Below are 18,180 nucleotides of genomic sequence, written 5' to 3'. Positions count from 1 at the left end.
CGAGGGCTTGTCAGTACCTTCTCAGTTCTTGGGTCGGTGCGGGAGAACCCTACGCTGCGCGGTTCATTGTAGACCCCACACCACGTTCAGGACCGGAAGCAGAGGATAGATGGGAAAGGTCATTGCGGTCGCAAACCAGAAGGGGGGAGTCGGCAAGACGACTACCGCGGTTAACCTGGCCACGTCGCTGGCGGCGGTGGAGCGCTCGACCCTGCTGGTAGATTTCGATCCGCAGGCCAACTGCTCCTCCGGCGTAGGCATCGATCCGCGCACGGTCACGGCCTCGAGCTACGAAATCCTGGTCGGATCCGTCCCGTTTGAGGACGCCATCCGCACCACGGAGATGCCGTTCCTGGATCTCGTTCCGAGCCACATCAATCTGGTCGGCGCCGAGATTGAAATGGTGGACGTGCCCGACCGCGAGCGCATCCTGCGCAATGCGATGCAGCGGGTTCGGGACCGGTACGACTTCATCGTCATTGACTGTCCGCCTTCCCTCGGTCTGCTTACGCTGAACGCGCTGACTGCCGCCAACTCGGTGCTCATCCCCGTGCAGGCGGAGTATTTCGCGCTTGAGGGGCTGGGACAGCTCCTGAACACCATCAAACTGGTTCGCCAGCATCTCAACGAGAACCTCGACATCGAAGGCGTGCTGGTCACCATGTTCGACGTGCGCCTTCGGCTTGCGAACCAGGTCGCCGGGGAGCTGCGCAAGTACTTTGGAGACAAGGTCTTCAACACGCTGATCCAGCGTAACGTGCGCGTCTCTGAGGCGCCCAGTTTCGGTCGCCCGGTCCTGTTGTACGATGCGACCAGCGTCGGCGCGCGGAACTACATCGCGCTGGCCAAGGAGGTGCTGAGCCGTCAGACGAATGACGCGAGTGCCATGGCCGCTGAAATGGGCTCCTACTCGTCGGGTGACGGACACGTGCGCGGCATCGAATAGCATGGCAAAAGGCAAAGCAGCTCTGGGGCGCGGTCTGGGCGCCCTCCTTCCAGACCGGGAAGAACAGGCCGCAGAAACCGCGGCCGCGGTAAGTCACACGCCCCTGTATGACTTCAGGGATCGCCAGCGGGCCGGTGCGATCAGCGATGTGGCGATCGGGCGGATCAAGGCCAATCCCTACCAGCCGCGGACCGAGTTCGACCAGGCGGCCCTGGAAGAGCTGGCCGCCTCCATTGAGCAGCTCGGCATCATCCAGCCCGTCACAGTCAGGGCCACGGATTCAGGCGATTTTGAGCTGATCTCGGGTGAGCGCCGCCTGCGTGCGGCTCGCATGGCCGGTCTCGAGCACATTCCGGCATTCGTTCGCGAAGCAGACACAGAGGCCATGCTGGAGATGGCCATCGTGGAAAACGTGCAGCGTGAGCAGCTGAACCCCATTGAGGTGGCGCTCGGTTATCTGCGCCTGGTTGAGGAATGCACACTGACACAGGAAGAGGTGGCCACGAAGGTGGGCAAGGGCCGCGCGACCGTCACCAACCTGCTACGGCTTCTGAAGCTGCCTCCGGCCGTTCAGGCCATGCTGCGGGACGGCAGACTCTCCACCGGACATGCGCGGGCACTGATTCCCCTTGAGGACCCCGATGTGCAGGCCACGCTGGCAGCACGCATCGTGGATCAGGAGCTCTCTGTGCGGGCAACCGAAAAAATGGTCAAGCAGTGGCTCAACGCCGGCGACGATGAACCCGAGCCTGCAGTTGCCGAGCCACCGTCCCGCGACGACCTGGAGCTGCGCCGGCTGACCGACCGGCTTCGGGGTGGCCTGGGCACCAAGGTGGCCATTCGCCCCAGCGTCTCCGGGGAAGGGGGAAAAATTGAGGTCGAATACTACTCGGCGGACGATCTGGAACGTCTGATCGAGCTGATGGGCCGTTGACGTGAAGCACGCGCTGACGGTTCTGGTCCTTGCAACCGTTCTGGTGCCCGCGGCCTCCGTCACCGCACAATCGACGGAAGCGCGGTCCCCTCAGTCCGCATTGCTGCGCGGGCTGGCGTTCCCCGGGCTCGGCCAGGTGTACAATCGCGACTATGTGAAATTGCCCGTGCTCTACGCAGGCATCGCGGTGTTCGCCTACAACGTCGCGAACAACCACTCCGAGTACGTGCTCTACAAGCGCGCCTTTCAGTACAAGGCCTGGCAAGAGCTGATCGGGGAAGACGATATCAATCCTGCTGCTGCATTTGAGGCGCAGTATGATGAGATAACGGCCCGCTTCGGCAGGGAGCTCAGCTCAGCACCGCTGGAGAATCAGCGCGACAACCTGCGCCGAAACAGGGACCTGTCCATCCTGGGCATCGGTGCCATGTGGGCGCTGGGCGTGCTGGACGCGTACGTAAGTGCGCATTTGAGCTCCTTCGACGTCGGTGAGAACCTCACGCTGAGGGTGCAGCCTGTTCACGAATTGCACGCTTCCGGGCAGTTTCGGACCGGATTCCAGGCGACCCTGCGCTGGTAGGAGAATTTTTTTGCCGGCCGTGTTACTTCTGCCGGTTTGACCGCGGCTAATGGACGATATCGCCGTCCTGTTTTCTCGAGGGAGACGTACGCCCACACGTGATCTTCGAAGAACCGGACAGCTTCCAGTCGATTCTGAAACGTTGACCTGTCTTGGAGCACTCAAGGCTTGGTCAACCGTAACGCGGCCTTCGGCCGGCTTCCCTCCTCTATCACATGGCACAGGGCACAGAGCGAACTGAGCAGCCCGAAACGCTGTCTGCCGAACCGTCGCTGTTCGACAAGACACACCGCTTCTTTGCCCCAAACGGCCTGTATGCCCAGGTAAAGAACGCGGACCTGTATCCGTATTTCCGCGCCATTGAGAAGAACGACGGGGCGAGGGCCATCATTCACGGCCGCGAAATCGTCATGGCCGGATCGAACAACTATCTCGGTCTGATGTCCGACCCGCGTGTGAAGGAAGCCGCGGCCTGGGCCATCGAGAACTACGGTACCGGGTGTACCGGAAGCCGCTTTCTGAACGGCACGCTCGATCTGCATATCGAACTGGAGGCCCGACTCGCTCGTTTTATGGGCAAGGAAGCCTGCGTGCTGTTCAGCACCGGCTACATGACCAACCAGGGCGTGCTCCAGTCGCTTGCCGGCAAAGGGGACATCATCTTCAGCGACAAGGACAACCACGCCTGTATAGTCGCTGGAACGCAGGTCAGCCTGGCCGACACGTGGCGATTTCGGCACAACGACATGGCCCACCTGCGCCGTCTGCTGGAGCGGGCGCGCACGGAGCGGCCTTCGGCAGGGCTCCTCATCGTCACGGATGGGGTGTTTTCGATGAGCGGCGTGCTCGCGAAGGTGCCCGAGCTTGTGGAGCTTTCCCAGGAGTTCGGAGCCGCACTCATGCTGGATGATGCGCATGCCGTCGGTGTGGTCGGGCCTGGTGGCAAGGGCTCCGCGGCACACTTCGGCCTCGGGGAGCATACCCACCTGACTACGGGCACCTTTTCCAAGAGCTTTGCTTCACTCGGCGGATTCTGCGTAGGCGATCACGACATCATCGAATACATCCGCCACACCAGTTCGACCCACATTTTCAGCGCTTCCATGCCGCCTGCCAATGTGGCCACGGCGCTGAAGTGCCTCGACATCCTGGAAGAGGAGCCGGAGCGTGTCGAACGACTGTGGGAAATCTCGGACTACATGCGAGAGGGCTTCCGCTCGCTGGGCTTCAACGTCTGGTCAAGCCAGTCTCCGATTATTCCGGTCGTGGTAGGAGACCTGCACACCTGTTTCCGGTTCTGGAAGGACCTGCTGGAAGAGGGTGTATTCGTGAATGCCGTGGTTCCGCCGGCTGTGCCACAGGGCCAGAGCCTCATGCGTACCTCCTACATGGCCACGCATTCCAATGAGGATCTGGACTTCATCCTGGACACGTTCAAGCGGGTCGGCAAGAAGCACGGAGTGATCCGTACCAACGGCACCGCGCACTGAACGCGGCCGTGTCGGGTCCGCATCACGCCGCTTCCAGAGTGATCTTCGCACGCCGGGCCAGACGACTGTGCACCCCATGAGCCGCGTCACGGTCACAGCCGTATCCGGTCGCCGCGACCTCAAGGCATTCATCGATTTCCCGTACCAGCTGTACCGGGACGATCCCTACTGGGTGGCCCCGCTGCGCATGGACGTGCGCAAACTGCTCAATCCGCGGAAGAACGCGTTCTTTGAGCATGGTGACATCCAGCCTTTTCTCGCGCGGGATGCAGACGGCCGCGTCGTCGGACGCATCGCCGGAATTGTGAACGGCATGTATCTGAAGAAGTATCGGGACGGTGCGGGCTTCTTCGGTTTCTTTGAATCGGTAGATCGTCAAGACGTTTTCGACGCGCTGCTGGCTGCCGTCGATATCTGGCTCACCGCACGTGATCTGACCACCGTCCTGGGCCCCGTGAACCCGTCACTCAACGATACGGCAGGCCTTCTGATGGACGGATTCGAGTCTTCCCCCTTCGTCCTGATGACGCATAACCCGCCCTACTACCCTTCACGCCTGGAGCAGGCCGGCTTTGAGAGGGCGATGACGCTGTGGGCGTACTACATCCATCGGAAATACGCTCGGGTCGAGAAGCTTCGTCGTGGAGTCGAACTTGTGAAACGGCGTAACCCGGGCCTGAAGCTGCGCACGCTCGACATGAAGCGGTTTCGGGAAGAGGCTGCCGTCATCCGGGACATCTACAACGAAGGCTGGTCCGACAACTGGGGTCACGTACCGATGACCGAAGGTGAGTTCGATCACCTTGCCTCCGAGATGAAGCAGGTGGTCGACCCGCGCATGGCCTACATCCTGGAGATGGACGGCCGCCCGGTCGCGTTTTCCATCGCCATCCCGAACATGAACCAGGCGCTGAAGCCGCTGAAGGACGGCAGACTGTTTCCGACGGGCATTCTCAAACTGTTGCCACGGGTGTTCTTCGGCGGCATTCAGGAGGTCCGGCTTCCCCTGATGGGCGTGCGGAAGGAATACCAGGGTCGCGGCTTCGATGCGCTGCTTATTCTGGAGACCGTGGACAAGGTGCCTCCGCTGGGTTTTCCAGCCTGTGAGATGAGCTGGATCCTGGACAACAACATGCCCATGCGGAACGCGCTCGAGTCCCTCGGGGGCACCGCGCACAAGGAGTACGCGATCATGAAGCGCCCCATAGCCACCGGATGAGCGGGCCGGAACCTGTCCTTGACCTTGATGCGGTTCGCTTCGTCTACTTCGATCTGGACGACACACTGCTGGATCATCGTGCAGCCCAGGATGCGGCCCTGGCCGACCTTCGGGACGACCTGCGTGCGCTCGGCGCCTTCTCGTTGGCACACGTGAGGTCGAGCTATGCCGCCGTGAACCGCGTGGTATGGCAGGAATACGCGGCCGGAACCCGCGACAAGGAAGGCACACGATCCGGACGCTTTGCGTTGCTTTTTGAGAACCTGGGGCTGGAAGAAGACCCCGTGTTGGCCGCCGATCGGTACCTCGAGGCGTATGCCGACCACTGGGTCCTCCTGGACGGAGCCTCTGAGGCCGTGTCGCTCATTGCCGGAAAATGGCCGGTGGGTGTGCTTACGAACGGCTTTGCAGAAGCCCAGCGAGCCAAGCTCGCCCGATTCCCCGACTTGACCGCACAGTTCGAGTCCGTCGTGATCTCCGAAGAGGAGGGTGTGCTCAAGCCCCACCCGAAGCTCTTCCGTATCGCGTCGCAGAAGGCCGGCACGGACCCAGGCGCCATACTCTATGTAGGCGACTCCATTTCGTCCGATGTCGAGGGGGGCCTGAATGCCGGGTGGCAGGTGGTCTGGTTCACAGCGGCAGATGCGCAGGGACCGGACGTGCCACGCTTGTGCGATTGGACGGCCGTGCACGCCCTGTTTGGCGTCTGAGCAGACGGGCCACCGCTCACAACCCGAGCTTGTGGAGCAGGAAACTCAAACGACTTCGCAGGCCGAGTCCGTATCCGAATCGCTCTGCCGTGCCCCGGCCGAGGTGATTGACGTGCTCGGCGACCGGCCATGACCGGATCCGTAGCCCCTGCTGCTGGGCCTCCTTGCAGGTTTGCAGCACCGGAAGGCCGTGGTGCACAAACGGAGGAAGCTCCAGGTACGCCGTGCGATTGATCATCATGTAGGCAGACACGGGCACCGGGATCCCGGTCCTGCTCGCAAAGCCCCGGCCGTCGACCGTGACCACTTCGCCCGCGGCCAGCGTCTCGGGCCGGAGGGCCTCGCTGCGCATGGGCGCGATGAATCCGCCCTTGAGGGTAACGGTGTCGCTGTCCAGGAAGAACACGGTATCGTGGATCGCCTCCTGGAGCACAAGGTCCATCGCGGGGCCGTGATAGATGTTCTCATCCAGATAGCGGGCTCCGACTCCCGGCAATTCCTCGGCAAGGCACCGAACCACGCTTCGCGAGCCGTCGGCGGACCCGTTGTCGAGAATGAGAAGCGGATCGTGCGGACAGCACTTCCTGAATGATCGTACCGCCTCTTCCAGAAGGTCTGGCGTCTGGAAGTGGATGATTGCCGTCAGGGTGCCCTTGTCCATGCTCCCAGAATAACCCTCAAACCAGAAAAGGCCCCCGGCGAACCGGTGGCCTTTCAAGGGAAGAAGATTACCTCCTCCAGATTTTCGTGCCTTGGCACTCCCCCAACGCGACTCCTCCCCCGAAATCCATCGTCGCAAGCGACGCCAGACCCCGGCCTGGGAGGGGAAAGTCTCGATTTCGACCCGACCTCGCGGTCGGACCGTCCGATCGGCCCCTTGCGGTGCCTCTCGGCGACCGAAGCCTCGCGGCTCCGGCCAATGACCGGCGCTTTGCAGCGTCGGTCTGGCGGGCATGTTGGAACTGCGCTTGCGCGTCAATTCCATACTCACGTCGTATGGGCACACTTCGTGAGTAACCCTCACTTCGGATCGGCATTGCTGCCGTTCCTCTCCAGGTGGTGCGGTCCCGCGTGACAGGCACGCTTGTGCTCACACCCCTCGCGCTCCTCCGCCTGGCAGACCTTGCGGCCTGCTCGGCGTGGGTGTGTCCGCTTTTCCGGGCTTCCCCGCTCACCGTTTTACGGGCAAACGTTTCTGCTCGGCGCGCTACACAACGACCACGGTGCGCTTCCTGGGATGCGCGTCCGCATGTCGCCGCCTGCCGAAGCTCGCACAGCCCTTCCGACTCTCGCCGGATTCGTTCGGGTTTGACCCCGACCCTGTGTTCACCGCTTTCGTTGCTGAGTGCCGTTTCAGTCATCTGCCGCAGTTGCCTGCGGATCAGTCTGTCGTTCACTCTGCCTCGTGAGCCGAAGTTCGTGGCGCCCGAGGGCGCTGTCCTTCGTCGGCCTTCCCGGGGATCCATACGTAGTAGTAGATCCGTTCGGGCTACCTCATGCAGCCTAGAGACTCAGTCGCGTCAAGGAACTGTGCCGTCAGGCACTGGGACTATTATAGGCCGACCCTTCACGGTGGTCAATCCGAATCTTCACCGCAGCTTCCACAAACAGTACACACAATATCCACACAGAGGGTGCATAACTGCGGACACCCCACCAAGCGCAAAAAGCCCGGCCCAGGAGCCGAGCTTTTTGGTGCCCATTCCGTGTGCGCGACTGAGTGTCGTACCGGATGTACGTAATCCAGGCGGCATGAGGTAACGGAAGCTACGCGCGCCGCTGCGGATTTCCAACTGCAATAACGGCTCCCCTCCAAAGCGCGGCTGCCTGTGCGTCCAGCCCGATGATTCAACGACCAGCAATAACGGGGCTTTCTCCGGGCGAGTCAGAAACCGAGCCGGCCGAAGAAAATCCCGAACACGGACGGGTTCATGGCAAAAGCAGCCAGTATGCCGCCGAGGGCACCCCCCAGGTGCGCTTCATGGGCAATGCCTCCCTGCCCACCCGGACGCTTCATCGCAGCAATGGATAGCACCACAAACAGGATCGCAAAGAGCCAGGCGGGTATCGGCAGAGCTGCAAACACATAGATGAGGTCCAGCGGGCGGTACAGCGCAAACGCGAACAGCACGCCGCTCACAGCTCCCGAGGCACCTACCGAGGCGTAGGACGGACTATCCCGCCTGAGCCAAAAGGTCATCCCGTTGGCTGCCAACTCCGAGACGAAGAAGATGACGAGGAACGCTGCCGTGCCAAGCATGGCCTCCAGCGCTCGCCCGAAGAAGTAGAGGGTGAACAGGTTCAGGGCCAAATGCCCAATGCCCACATGGACCAACCAGGCGGTGCCAAGTCTGTAGTACTCATTGTTGTCCCGGACCCGACGGGGACGAAACGCCAGCGTCTCCATGAGGTCCGGGCGTGAATGCAGGGCGTAGCCGCTGACCAGCACGGTCACCACCATCAACATGAAGGTGGCCGGTGAATCCAGGAAATACATGGGCGCTCCTAAAGTGAAGGCTGGCTAACGCCGCGCCTTGCGACTGTTCCTGGTTCGCGCCGGAGTCCGGGACCAGCCCGGGCAGGGTCAACCGGGTGTATCTACCTGTTGAGAGACTCCGCATCGGAAGACCATCTCCCCGCTCCGCACGTCCGCGGAAGGATTCATGAGGTGAAAGCCCTCCATCACGGTCATGCCGAGCAGAAAGGCTCCGACGTAGATGAGCCCCCGCAGAGAGCGCGGGCCTCGAGTGCTCTCGAGAGGAGCCTGAACTCCCGCATCCCGCAAGGCTCGGCCCACGAGCAGATCGATTTCCTCGTCCGTGAGGGGTGCCTCTCTTGTGATCTCGCTGGTTTTCATGAGTGTTGAGACAGGTTACTTCGTGATAGTGCCAGTGAATGGGCGCGGCGTACCGCGTCATAGAATCGCGTCATCCGCATCCGGAGAGATGCCTCGGAGGCGCCGACGCGCCCCGCGATTTCGCGGTACGAAAGTCCTGGTTCGGCGCAGCGGTATTGCACCAGCTCACGCGTGCGTTGGTCGCTTGAGGCCATGACCCGGCCGATGACCCGGTAGCGCAGCCAATCCCTGTCGGACCAGGCTTCTTCTGCGTAATAGCTGATTTCGATCGCCCTGGACTCAAATCGGCGGGCCAGCTCGGCCTGGGAGCAAAGCGTCTCCCTGTTTCTGCGCGTGCGACTCTTCTTGAGGTGACGATGCAGGTTGTTCTTCAGGCTGCGCCGGGTGTAGTGGTACACCGCATGGATGCGGGGCCACGCTCGGGCAAACTCGAAGTAGAAGGCCGTCGCCAGGTCCTCGGCCTCCATCGATGACAGGGCCGTTTCTGCTCCGGCCTTGTTTCTGTAGTAGGAATGGGCTGTGACGTAGGCCCATCCCAGCAAGCGATCCCGTGCCTGCCGGTCACCGGCCTGGGCTTGTTGAAGCAGGTCCACGGGGGTTCCCTGCTTCGGGGTGGAAGCAATCATGGTGGGGTGGTGGGTTGTTACCCCCCTGACACCCTCACCGGCATTCCATAACGTGCGGCGCGACTAGCGCGCGGCGATGTCCCGGTTTTCCCGCCACATCGCGACCCCATCGTCAAGGAATTCAGTGAACTCCTCGACGCTCATGATGCCGCTTTCTCCAGTGACCATGCGGCCGGTATCTGCGTCCACGATTGCGTAGGTGGGCAGAGCCACCGTGCCGGTCAATCCGAGCTGATAGCGCTGCAGATCCGGCCCGAGGTCCAATCCGTCCGTGTACAGTCTGAGCAGCACGAACTCGGACTCGAAGCGCTGTTGCACGGGCTGTCGGGGAAAGACGTTCGCCTCCATCTCTCGGCAATTGGTGCACGTGTAGCCGGTGAAATCCACCAGCACCGGGCGACCGACAGAGCGCCCCTCTGCCAATGCGCCATCCACATCGTCCACAAACCACGCCTCGTCGTCCAGACCGGCCGTGGCCATTGCCGACTGGGACAGCAGGCTGATGTCCGTGCCCTGCCGGGGCGGCAGAAACGCATCGAGCGCGTTCAGCGGGGCTCCGAGCAATCCCGGAATCATGTAGAGGCTGATTGCGAAGAAGCCCATGGCCCCCATCAATCGCCCGACACCAACCGTCTCGAGAACGGGCTCGTGGGGCAGCCGGAGTTTGCCCAGCAGGTAGGTCCCTGCGACCAGGAATATGACGATGGTCATGGCGATTGCCAGTGGCCGGGACAGCAGTCCCCATCCCCACACGAGATCTGCGTTGGAGATGAACTTGATGGCCGCGGCCAACTCCACAAAACCCAGGACCACCTTGAACGCATTCATCCAGCCGCCCGCAGACGGCAAGCGGTTCAAGGCATTCGGAAAAATGGCAAGCAGGACAAAGGGCGCTGCGAACGCCGTGCTGAACCCGATCATGCCGACAAGCGGAAACAGCCACGTTCCGCCCGCCGCAGCAGCCAGAAGGCCTCCGACGAACGGGGCCGTGCAGGAGAACGATACAAGCGTGAGCGTCAGGCCCATGAAGAGCACGCCCAGGTAGCCGGCACGTTCGTTGGACTGCCGATTGGCGTAGTTCAACAGGCTGTTCGGCAGACGCAACTCATACAGCCCGAGCAGGGACAGCGCGAACGCAATCAGCACGGCCGCAATGAACAGGTTCACCCACGGGTTGGCCGCGATGGTCTGTGCGCCGGCCGCGCCTACCAGTACGGCCATCAAGAGTCCCAAACCCGTAAACAGCGCCACAATGGACAGCCCGAATACAGACGCCATGCGCAGGGCCGTCGGCCGGTCATCCGCGTGCTTGGTGAAGTAGGACACCGTCAGCGGAATCATGGGGAATACGCAGGGTGTCAGGAGCGTGGCAAGCCCGGCGCCTATCGCCAGCAGGAAGAAGCCGAACAGTCCGCCGGATGCCGCTCCACGCCGCGGACGATCGCTGGAGCTTGACGGCTGCTCCTCATCGGGCTGCGACACGGCTCCCAGCAGGGCATCGAGCTCGGCCTCATCGCCCGTGCATTCCACCGAGACATCTCCCTCCTGCACCAGGCAATCGGGATCCACGACGACGGAGGCCTCGAACGGTATGGCCGCCAGCGGCAGGCAAATCCCGCGATCATCGTTGCAGATCTGGAATCGTACCTCTCCCGGAAGCCCGTACGTCCCTGCCGCGAGATCCGACGCTACCGCAACGGTATACACGAACCGCGCCCGCTCGTAGAACCAGAGCAGGGTCAGGTCGAAATTGGTGTCCAGACCCTCCTTGGGCGTGGACTGCTCGACGCCAACAACGGAGAGTCCTTCCGGAAGCGCCCACTCCGTGGTGACGCCAAAGGGCCTCGGGCCATTGGTCTCCGGCAGCGTCTCATCCAGGGCGTACATCTTCCAGGGTGCATCGATATACGCATCGAGCACAACCTTCAGATCGTAGCCCGGCCGGACCGAATCCGGCACCGCCGTCGCCTCGAAGCGGACGTAGTCCGTGGCGGGACCGATGGGCTCTATCTGACCGTGGGCCGCGCCTGCCGTGATTACACACAGCAGGGCGGCCCACGTCAGGCCTAATCGGGATGCTTTGATGGTACCGACCCGGATCATCTCAGGGGATCGGTGGCAATTACCGCGCCAGCGTTACGGGGATCCCTACCCTTCGGCGGTCTCCTCGGCGGCCGGCTCGGCCTCGGCAGTCTCAGGAGCGGCCACGGCACCACCTTCAGGTTCGACCCTGAACTTGACCTTGGCGACGACCTCCGGATGGATGCGAACGCTTGCGGTGTACACACCCAGCATGCGCACATCCTCGTCCAGTTCTACGCGACGGCGATCCACGGTCACGCCCTCCGATGCGAGTGCATCGACGATCTGGGCGGACGTGATGGATCCGAAGATGCGATTCTCCTCGCCGGCCTTGGCCTGGAGAACGAGCTCCATGCCGGCCAACTCGGCGGCCAGTGCTTCCGCGTCGCCTTTCTTCTGGGCAATCTTCCGGGAGGCCTGCTTGCGCTCTTCCTGCCAGGCCTTGATGGAGCCGGCGGTTGCAAGCCGCGCAAGCCCGCGCGGAATGAGGTAGTTACGGCCGTAGCCGTTCTTGACGCTGACGATTTCGCCCTCGCCGCCCAGATTTTCCACCTCCTGCAGCAGAATGACTTTCATTGCTCTGTATTCGGGTTGGGTGGATGCTAGCGGACGGCGTCCGCAACGAACGGAATAAGCGACAGATGCCGGGCGCGCTTGACGGCGCGGGTCAGCTGGCGCTGGAACTTGGCAGAAGCGCCGGTCACACGACGGGGCAGCAGTTTGCCCTGCTCGTTGAGGTAGCGCTTGATCAGGTCCACATCCTTGTAGTCGACGTATGCCGGCTCCTGGATGTCAACCTTCTTGGGGGGTTCGCTGGACCGGCGTGCCGGGCGACGATTGTTATTTCTTCTCTTAGGCATCGGCGGTTGCTTCGGCCTCCTCCGTTTTCGCTGCTTCCTTCTGCGCTGCCTCCATGTGACGGATCATCTTGGCGTCCATCTTCAGGGTGAGGTAGCGAAGGATGTTGTCGTCGATCTCCAGGGCGCGCTCCAGCCGTGCGATGAACGCACCGGGGGCCCGGAAATACATGTTCACATAGAAGCCATTACGCTTCTTCTGGATCGGATACGAAAGCCGACGGCTTCCCCAGACATCCACATTGATGATGTCCGAGCCACCCTCCTTGATATACTGGGTGACGCGATCGACCAGATCCTTGATCTGCTCTTCGGCGAGCACCGAGTTCACGATATATGTGAGCTCGTACGTGTTCTTTGTTATCGCCATCTGTTTCCTCTGGTTTGGAAATCTCCAAGCCCCTCAAGATGGTATCGAGGAGCAGGATTTATGGTTCAGCCTGTCAATATAGCGGCTCCATACGCGATCTGATCCCCCTGACAGACGGATTCGCGTGATCTGCACGGGCTCCGTACGGCGATGCGGTCCGCGCCGGGATCCGGGCTGGCTCAGCTGCGGGCCGACAGCCGCTCGGCGTTCTCCGCCATGCGCAGCGCCTTGATCACCGGCTCCAGATCCCCATCGATGACACGCTCCAGCGGGTGGTTCTTGTCGTCCCCTTCCAGCCGATGGTCGGTGACGCGTCCCTGCGGCCAGTTGTAGGTGCGGATTTTGGCAGACCGGTCACCTGAGGCAACCATTGAACGTCGTGCCTCGCTGCGCTCGGCCTCGGCCTTGGCCAGCTCCATTTCGTAGAGTCGCGAGCGCAGCACCCGCATGGCCTTGTCCTTGTTCTTGTGCTGGGACTTCTCGTCCTGGCAGGTCACCACAAGCCCGGTCGGGATGTGTGTGATGCGCACCGCCGAGTCGGTGGTGTTCACACTCTGGCCACCTGGACCACTGGATCGGTAGACGTCGATCTTGAGGTCATTGGCGTGGATCTCCACGTCTACCTCCTCTGCTTCCGGAAGCACTGCCACCGTCGCCGCCGACGTATGGATGCGCCCTGAGGATTCCGTAGCCGGGACCCGCTGCACGCGATGCACCCCGCTTTCGTATTTCATGGTGCCAAAGGCTTCTTCGCCGGACACCGAGAAGACGATCTCCTTGAACCCGCCCTGCGTGCCGTGGCTGGTGTTCATCACATCGATCCGCCAGCCGTTCCGGTCAGCAAACCGGCTGTAGAGGCGGAACAGGTCGCCGGCGAAAAGGCTCGCCTCATCACCACCGGTGCCCGCACGGATCTCCACGATGGCATTCTTGCTGTCGGCCGGGTCGCGGGGCAACAGTTTGAACCGCAACTCCTCTTCCACACCCGGCAGCTTCGTCTCGATCTCCTCGAGCTCCAGCCGCGCCAGGGCGGCAATCTCCGGGTCGTCTTCGATCTCCACCATGTCACGCAAATCGTCGCGTTCCTGGAGCAGATTGCGATACACGTGAATGGATTCCACGACCGTGCGTAGCCCGGTATGCTCCCGGCCCAACTCCGCCATCTGCTTCGGGTCGGTAGCCACTTCCGGCTGTGACATGAGGCGGTTGACCTCTGCGTGGCGGTCCAGAATGCCGCGGATGACATCGTCTGCAATCATGCGCTCCGAACGCCGCTGAGGCCCAATCGGTTCGACACTGCCAACTGGAGATTTTCGCAGATTGAGACTCAGAATTCGGCCTGCAGGCCCCTGAAATGGCCAATAACGCGGGTCGGACGGCGTGGCACAGTTTTCGAAGTCCTGCAGGAGCACTCAGGCTTCACCTCTGCTATGCTGGCTTCGACCAACTACCACATCAAGAGCACCTCCGCAACCCGGGCAGTCTTTATCTGGCTGCTGACCTGTTGCTCCGTCTTCTACGTCATGGACGGCGTCGCGACGCGGGACGTGCCCATCCATGTGGAGGACTTCCGGACCCCCGGCATGTCGGACGAGCAAGCACTCTCGCTGGCCGTTCAGGCCGCCCACGCAAGTGAGCCCAACTACTGGTGGATCCATGACAAGCGTCCGTACCTGGTCTTCGACCCGGCGCGGGACTACTCGGTGACGCCACAGCTGTTCGAGGTGTTCGACCTCGAGATGGTATCGAGTTCACAGACCGGCCCGATCGGACTCCTCCGCCCCCGCATGGCCTCGATGAAGTAGGTCTCCACGGTCAGTCTGACCCCAGATCCGCGTAGCCGCTGAAGAGTATCCACAAGACGACGCTGAGCACGTTGGCCTTCTGGATCACGGGCATGAACTCGTAGGTGGAGCCTGTCAGATAAAGCGTCGCGCTGAGCACCGAAAGTCCGAGACTGAGTACGCCCCAGGCAGCCAGCTTCCAGGCCCTCGCAGTGTACTGGAAGTGCACGGTGGTCAGCAGTGCGGTCAGGCTGAACACAAGTCCGATTCTGACCATCAGGTCGTGCATCGGGGTAGCCACCAGCGCTGCGTAGACGGCTGCTCCGATTCCCGCGATCTCGATCAATTTGCGATGGCCACGAGAGCGGGGCTGATCCGAGATCCGCTTGAACGAAACGCCGAGCGAGAGGCACCACAGCAGCAGGGCGGCCACGGCAAAGGGCCGTCCCGGGTTTGCCTCTCCGTTCAGGGCCTCCGGCGCGAAAAGCGCCGAGATGAAATTGTGCGACCAGCTATACCCAACGGAGTCCGGGTCCAGCCCGGTGCCGCCTGGATACAGGGAGGACGCAACGGCAAACAGCCCAAACCCGGCGGCAATGCCGTAGATCGGAAGGAGGCGCAGGTTCAACGAGGCGGCGGTTGTTCGCAGTAGGTTTCAGCACCGGAAGAACCGCGGCGCCGAGCTACTCTACCGTAACACTCTTGGCCAGGTTGCGCGGCTGATCCACATCGCATCCGCGCATGACCGCGATGTGATAGGCCAGCAGCTGCAACGGAATCGAAGTCAGGATCGGCGACAGCTCTTCGACGGTCTTCGGAATCCTGATCACGTGCTCGCAGAGCGCATCGAGCTCCCCGTTCCCTTCGTCGGTGATGGCGATCACGCAGCCCTTGCGCGCCACGACTTCCTCGATGTTGGAAATGACCTTTTCATAGGTCGAGTCCTTCATGGCGAGGAACACCACCGGCATGAACTGATCGATCAGGGCGATGGGCCCGTGCTTCATCTCGGCCGCGGGGTAACCCTCAGCGTGGATGTAGGAGATCTCCTTCAGTTTGAGCGCGCCTTCCAGGGCGACAGGGAAGTTGTAGCCCCGACCCAGGTAGAGGAAGTTGGATGCGTACCGATAGACACTGGCAATCGCCCGGATCTCGCCGTTGAGGTCCAGCACCTGCTGCACCTTGTCGGGCATCGCTTCCATGGCGTCGAGCAGCCGCTTCGCCTCCCCCCGGGGCAGTCCGCGTGCCAGTGCCAGCTTGGCGGCAATCATGGTCAGCACGGTCACCTGGGCCGTGAACGCCTTGGTGGATGCCACGCCGATTTCCGGACCCGCGTGCAGGTAGACGCCGGCGTCGGTCTCACGGGCAATGGTCGACCCAACCGTGTTCACCACTCCAAAGACGGGCACATTGGCCGCCTGCGCCTGACGCACGGCCGCCAGCGTGTCCGCCGTTTCACCGGACTGCGAAATCACCAGAACCACGTCTCCCTGCCGAAGCACGGGATTGCGATAGCGGAACTCGGAGGCGTACTCCACCTCCACCGGAATGCGGGCCAGGGCCTCGATGGCGTATTCGCCCACGAGGGCGGCGTGCCACGAAGTGCCGCAGGCGCAGATGATGATGCGATCGGCCTTGACCAGCTTCTCCATGTGGTCGACCAGTCCGCCCAGCACGACCTGGCTGGTTTCCGTGCGCACCCGGCCGCGCATGCAATTCGAGAGCGACTTGGGCTGCTCGAAGATCTCCTTGATCATGAAGTGCTCGTAGCCACCCTTCTCGATCTGCTCCAGATCCCACTCGAGCTCGTGGATTTCCTTGTTCAGCACCTCGCTGTCGATGGTGCTGACTTCGAACTCACCCCGCCTCACGACGACCATCTCGCCGTCGTTCAGGTACACCACCTGCCGGGTGTATTCGATGAGGGGGGCCGCATCGGAGCCCAGGAAATACTCCCCATCCCCGACCCCCAGAATCAGCGGACTGCCCTTGCGAGCCGCAATCAGCAGGTCCTCTTCGCCTTCGGCCACGATGGCGATACCGTAGGTACCTACCACCTGCGTCAGGGCCTGGCGCACGGCCTCCTGCAGGCTCAGACCCGTGGAGTTGCGCACGTCCTCAATGAGCTTGGTCAGAACCTCGGTATCGGTCTGGCTCTGGAACTCAAATCCCTTGCGGGTGAGGCGCTCGCGGATGGCGTTGTAGTTCTCGATGATGCCGTTGTGCACCAGCGCAAACGACCCATCGGCCGCCATGTGCGGGTGGGCGTTGACGTCGTTGGGTTCGCCGTGCGTGGCCCAACGGGTATGCCCGATTCCGAGCGTACCCTGGAGATCATTCTTCGAGATCGATCGAGCAAGGTCGCCCACCTTGCCGTTCTTCTTGGCTACCCGGAGTTGTCCGTTGACGATGGCCACTCCGGCCGAATCGTAGCCACGATATTCCAGTCGCTTGAGTCCCTTGATCAGAACATCGACGGCTTGGCGCTCGCCGATATAGCCGACTATTCCGCACATATCAGATCTGTATGATGCGCGAAGGCAAACCTTCGCAGTCCGGTTCTATGTATCGAACAACGCGACAAATCCTGAATCTCTGGGTCGCTGTCCGATTACAACGGCTGATTTACACGTTTGAGCGCCGCTGTGTCCGACTAACATCGGAACGGGCAGCGCCCCTTGCAACGGTTGTTGCACCAAGCTTTCAGGTCGGCACGGTGCGTTCGATGGCGTCTGCGATGGCCCTGACCTGGGCCATCAGATGTTCGAACTGATCGAAATAGAGGGACTGCGGGCCGTCGGAGACCGCGTGTTCCGGATCGGGATGCACTTCGATCATGAGCCCGTCCGCTCCCGCTGCCACGGCAGCGCGCGCCATGGGCGTCACCTTGTTGCGGATGCCGGTGCCGTGACTGGGGTCCACGATGACCGGAAGGTGGCTCTTGGCTTTGATCACGGGCACCGCCGACAGGTCCAGCGTATTCCGGGTGTAGGTCTCAAACGTGCGGATGCCGCGCTCGCAAAGCACGATGTCGGGATTGCCCTCGGCCATCAGGTACTCGGCGCTCATGAGCCACTCCTTGATCGTGGCACTCAGGCCACGTTTGAGCAGAATGGGCTTCCGAGTCTTGCCGAGCTCCTTCAGCAGGGAGAAGTTCTGCATGTTGCGGGCACCGATCTGGAACATGTCCGCATGCGCATCGACTACTTCAATCTGCGCCGGCTCCATCACCTCCGTCACGACCGCAAGCCCATGGGCGTCCGCAGCCTGTCGCAGAAGCTTGAGTCCGTCGAGGCCCATGCCCTGGAAACTGTATGGTGACGAGCGGGGCTTGAAGGCACCGCCGCGCAGGAAGGTCGCACCGTGACGCGCCACCACCTCCGCACAAGCGAAGATCTGCTCCTCGGATTCCACTGAGCAGGGACCGGCCATCACGGCCAGCTCCCTGCCACCGATGCGCCTGCCGCCCACATCCACCACCGTGTCTTCCCGGCGCCAGGCACGGCTCGCAAACTTGTACGGCTCGGTGACGCGGTGCACGGCGGCCACACCCGGAAGGACGGAAATGTGGCGTGTGTCGAACTCAGGTTTGACGCCCACGGCACCCAGCACAGTCTGCTGTTCGCCGCTCGACCGGTGCACATCAAATCCAAATCGGTTGAGGCGCTCTATGACGGCCTGCACATCCGTCTCTTCCGCGGCGACTTCCATGACCACGACCATGA

General features: G+C 62.1%; 19 protein-coding genes. 7 read left to right on the top strand and 12 right to left on the bottom strand.

The window, feature by feature from the left end; translation table 11 throughout:
* Window positions 1–109 precede the first annotated feature (109 nt).
* The 6 genes from JJ896_07575 (at window position 110) to JJ896_07550 (ending at window position 5,879) form a co-directional block, all read left to right on the top strand.
* Window positions 110–946, top strand: coding sequence for a ParA family protein (locus JJ896_07575; protein MBO6779498.1), 837 nt, complete (start codon window positions 110–112; stop codon window positions 944–946).
* A 1-nt stretch (window position 947) separates the two neighbouring features.
* Entirely contained in the window at window positions 948–1,880 is a 933-nt protein-coding gene (locus tag JJ896_07570; GenBank protein MBO6779497.1) for a ParB/RepB/Spo0J family partition protein, read from the top strand.
* Between the two features lies 1 nt (window position 1,881).
* Window positions 1,882–2,460, top strand: a complete 579-nt coding sequence (locus tag JJ896_07565) for a hypothetical protein (GenBank protein ID MBO6779496.1) — start codon at window positions 1,882–1,884, stop codon at window positions 2,458–2,460.
* 215 nt (window positions 2,461–2,675) lie between these two features.
* Entirely contained in the window at window positions 2,676–3,950 is a 1,275-nt protein-coding gene (locus JJ896_07560; protein MBO6779495.1) for an aminotransferase class I/II-fold pyridoxal phosphate-dependent enzyme, read from the top strand.
* 76 nt (window positions 3,951–4,026) lie between these two features.
* Complete coding sequence (locus JJ896_07555) at window positions 4,027–5,169, top strand: hypothetical protein (protein ID MBO6779494.1); 1,143 nt, start codon at window positions 4,027–4,029, stop codon at window positions 5,167–5,169.
* On the top strand, window positions 5,166–5,879 hold the full coding sequence (locus JJ896_07550) for an HAD-IA family hydrolase (GenBank protein ID MBO6779493.1): 714 nt from the start codon (window positions 5,166–5,168) through the stop codon (window positions 5,877–5,879). The genes JJ896_07555 and JJ896_07550 overlap by 4 nt, the downstream gene beginning before the upstream one ends.
* A 16-nt stretch (window positions 5,880–5,895) precedes the next feature.
* Here the strand turns inward: JJ896_07550 and JJ896_07545 are convergent, their stop codons facing one another.
* The 9 genes from JJ896_07545 to prfA all read right to left on the bottom strand — a co-directional run bounded on the left by JJ896_07545 (window position 5,896) and on the right by prfA (window position 13,930).
* Window positions 5,896–6,540 carry a glycosyltransferase gene (locus JJ896_07545; protein ID MBO6779492.1) on the bottom strand — a complete coding sequence of 215 codons (645 nt, stop codon included), beginning with the start codon at window positions 6,538–6,540 and terminating at the stop codon, window positions 5,896–5,898.
* 1,224 nt (window positions 6,541–7,764) lie between these two features.
* The gene (locus JJ896_07540) at window positions 7,765–8,376 is read right to left on the bottom strand and encodes a rhomboid family intramembrane serine protease (GenBank protein ID MBO6779491.1); all 612 of its coding nucleotides are present in this window, start codon (window positions 8,374–8,376) and stop codon (window positions 7,765–7,767) included.
* Between the two features lie 87 nt (window positions 8,377–8,463).
* Window positions 8,464–8,736 (bottom strand): hypothetical protein, encoded by a 273-nt coding sequence (locus JJ896_07535; GenBank protein MBO6779490.1) that lies wholly within the window; start codon window positions 8,734–8,736, stop codon window positions 8,464–8,466.
* On the bottom strand, window positions 8,733–9,362 hold the full coding sequence (locus tag JJ896_07530; GenBank protein MBO6779489.1) for a hypothetical protein: 630 nt from the start codon (window positions 9,360–9,362) through the stop codon (window positions 8,733–8,735). Before JJ896_07530 ends, JJ896_07535 begins: the two co-directional genes overlap by 4 nt.
* A gap of 63 nt (window positions 9,363–9,425) precedes the next feature.
* Window positions 9,426–11,465 (bottom strand): thioredoxin family protein, encoded by a 2,040-nt coding sequence (locus JJ896_07525; protein MBO6779488.1) that lies wholly within the window; start codon window positions 11,463–11,465, stop codon window positions 9,426–9,428.
* 45 nt (window positions 11,466–11,510) lie between these two features.
* Window positions 11,511–12,020, bottom strand: a complete 510-nt coding sequence (locus JJ896_07520) for a 50S ribosomal protein L9 (GenBank protein MBO6779487.1) — start codon at window positions 12,018–12,020, stop codon at window positions 11,511–11,513.
* A gap of 26 nt (window positions 12,021–12,046) precedes the next feature.
* Window positions 12,047–12,304 carry a 30S ribosomal protein S18 gene (gene rpsR / locus JJ896_07515; GenBank protein MBO6779486.1) on the bottom strand — a complete coding sequence of 86 codons (258 nt, stop codon included), beginning with the start codon at window positions 12,302–12,304 and terminating at the stop codon, window positions 12,047–12,049.
* Complete coding sequence (rpsF, locus tag JJ896_07510) at window positions 12,297–12,671, bottom strand: 30S ribosomal protein S6 (protein MBO6779485.1); 375 nt, start codon at window positions 12,669–12,671, stop codon at window positions 12,297–12,299. The genes rpsR and rpsF overlap by 8 nt, the downstream gene beginning before the upstream one ends.
* A 179-nt stretch (window positions 12,672–12,850) precedes the next feature.
* Window positions 12,851–13,930 carry a peptide chain release factor 1 gene (gene prfA, locus JJ896_07505; GenBank protein ID MBO6779484.1) on the bottom strand — a complete coding sequence of 360 codons (1,080 nt, stop codon included), beginning with the start codon at window positions 13,928–13,930 and terminating at the stop codon, window positions 12,851–12,853.
* Window positions 13,931–14,101: 171 nt separating this feature from the next.
* Here prfA and JJ896_07500 point away from each other — a divergent pair, with 171 nt between their 5' ends.
* On the top strand, window positions 14,102–14,476 hold the full coding sequence (locus tag JJ896_07500; protein ID MBO6779483.1) for a hypothetical protein: 375 nt from the start codon (window positions 14,102–14,104) through the stop codon (window positions 14,474–14,476).
* A 10-nt stretch (window positions 14,477–14,486) separates the two neighbouring features.
* On the opposite strand, the gene JJ896_07495 is transcribed toward JJ896_07500, so the two are convergent.
* The 3 genes from JJ896_07495 to aroF form a co-directional block, all read right to left on the bottom strand.
* A complete protein-coding gene (locus JJ896_07495; protein ID MBO6779482.1) occupies window positions 14,487–15,083 on the bottom strand; it encodes a hypothetical protein in 597 nt (198 codons plus the stop codon).
* Window positions 15,084–15,138: 55 nt separating this feature from the next.
* A complete protein-coding gene (gene glmS / locus JJ896_07490; GenBank protein MBO6779481.1) occupies window positions 15,139–16,971 on the bottom strand; it encodes a glutamine--fructose-6-phosphate transaminase (isomerizing) in 1,833 nt (610 codons plus the stop codon).
* Window positions 16,972–17,158: 187 nt separating this feature from the next.
* Entirely contained in the window at window positions 17,159–18,178 is a 1,020-nt protein-coding gene (gene aroF, locus JJ896_07485; GenBank protein MBO6779480.1) for a 3-deoxy-7-phosphoheptulonate synthase, read from the bottom strand.
* Window positions 18,179–18,180 lie beyond the last annotated feature (2 nt).

Source organism: Rhodothermales bacterium (genome assembly GCA_017643395.1).
Taxonomy (GTDB): Bacteria; Bacteroidota; Rhodothermia; order Rhodothermales; family UBA10348; genus JABDJZ01.
The sequence above is the reverse complement of the archived record's forward strand: the minus strand, read 5'-3'. Positions and strand labels throughout refer to the sequence as shown.

Coding starts and splice junctions, on each gene's coding strand:
- glmS (MBO6779481.1), bottom strand. CDS start 16,971: ATGTGCGGAATAGTCGGCTATATCGGCGAGCGCCAAGCCGTCGATGTT.
- JJ896_07520 (MBO6779487.1), bottom strand. CDS start 12,020: ATGAAAGTCATTCTGCTGCAGGAGGTGGAAAATCTGGGCGGCGAGGGC.
- JJ896_07555 (MBO6779494.1), top strand. CDS start 4,027: ATGAGCCGCGTCACGGTCACAGCCGTATCCGGTCGCCGCGACCTCAAG.
- JJ896_07575 (MBO6779498.1), top strand. CDS start 110: ATGGGAAAGGTCATTGCGGTCGCAAACCAGAAGGGGGGAGTCGGCAAG.
- rpsF (MBO6779485.1), bottom strand. CDS start 12,671: ATGGCGATAACAAAGAACACGTACGAGCTCACATATATCGTGAACTCG.
- JJ896_07550 (MBO6779493.1), top strand. CDS start 5,166: ATGAGCGGGCCGGAACCTGTCCTTGACCTTGATGCGGTTCGCTTCGTC.
- prfA (MBO6779484.1), bottom strand. CDS start 13,930: ATGATTGCAGACGATGTCATCCGCGGCATTCTGGACCGCCACGCAGAG.
- JJ896_07545 (MBO6779492.1), bottom strand. CDS start 6,540: ATGGACAAGGGCACCCTGACGGCAATCATCCACTTCCAGACGCCAGAC.
- JJ896_07530 (MBO6779489.1), bottom strand. CDS start 9,362: ATGATTGCTTCCACCCCGAAGCAGGGAACCCCCGTGGACCTGCTTCAA.
- JJ896_07560 (MBO6779495.1), top strand. CDS start 2,676: ATGGCACAGGGCACAGAGCGAACTGAGCAGCCCGAAACGCTGTCTGCC.
- rpsR (MBO6779486.1), bottom strand. CDS start 12,304: ATGCCTAAGAGAAGAAATAACAATCGTCGCCCGGCACGCCGGTCCAGC.
- JJ896_07535 (MBO6779490.1), bottom strand. CDS start 8,736: ATGAAAACCAGCGAGATCACAAGAGAGGCACCCCTCACGGACGAGGAA.
- JJ896_07540 (MBO6779491.1), bottom strand. CDS start 8,376: ATGTATTTCCTGGATTCACCGGCCACCTTCATGTTGATGGTGGTGACC.
- JJ896_07570 (MBO6779497.1), top strand. CDS start 948: ATGGCAAAAGGCAAAGCAGCTCTGGGGCGCGGTCTGGGCGCCCTCCTT.
- JJ896_07525 (MBO6779488.1), bottom strand. CDS start 11,465: ATGATCCGGGTCGGTACCATCAAAGCATCCCGATTAGGCCTGACGTGG.
- aroF (MBO6779480.1), bottom strand. CDS start 18,178: ATGGTCGTGGTCATGGAAGTCGCCGCGGAAGAGACGGATGTGCAGGCC.
- JJ896_07500 (MBO6779483.1), top strand. CDS start 14,102: ATGCTGGCTTCGACCAACTACCACATCAAGAGCACCTCCGCAACCCGG.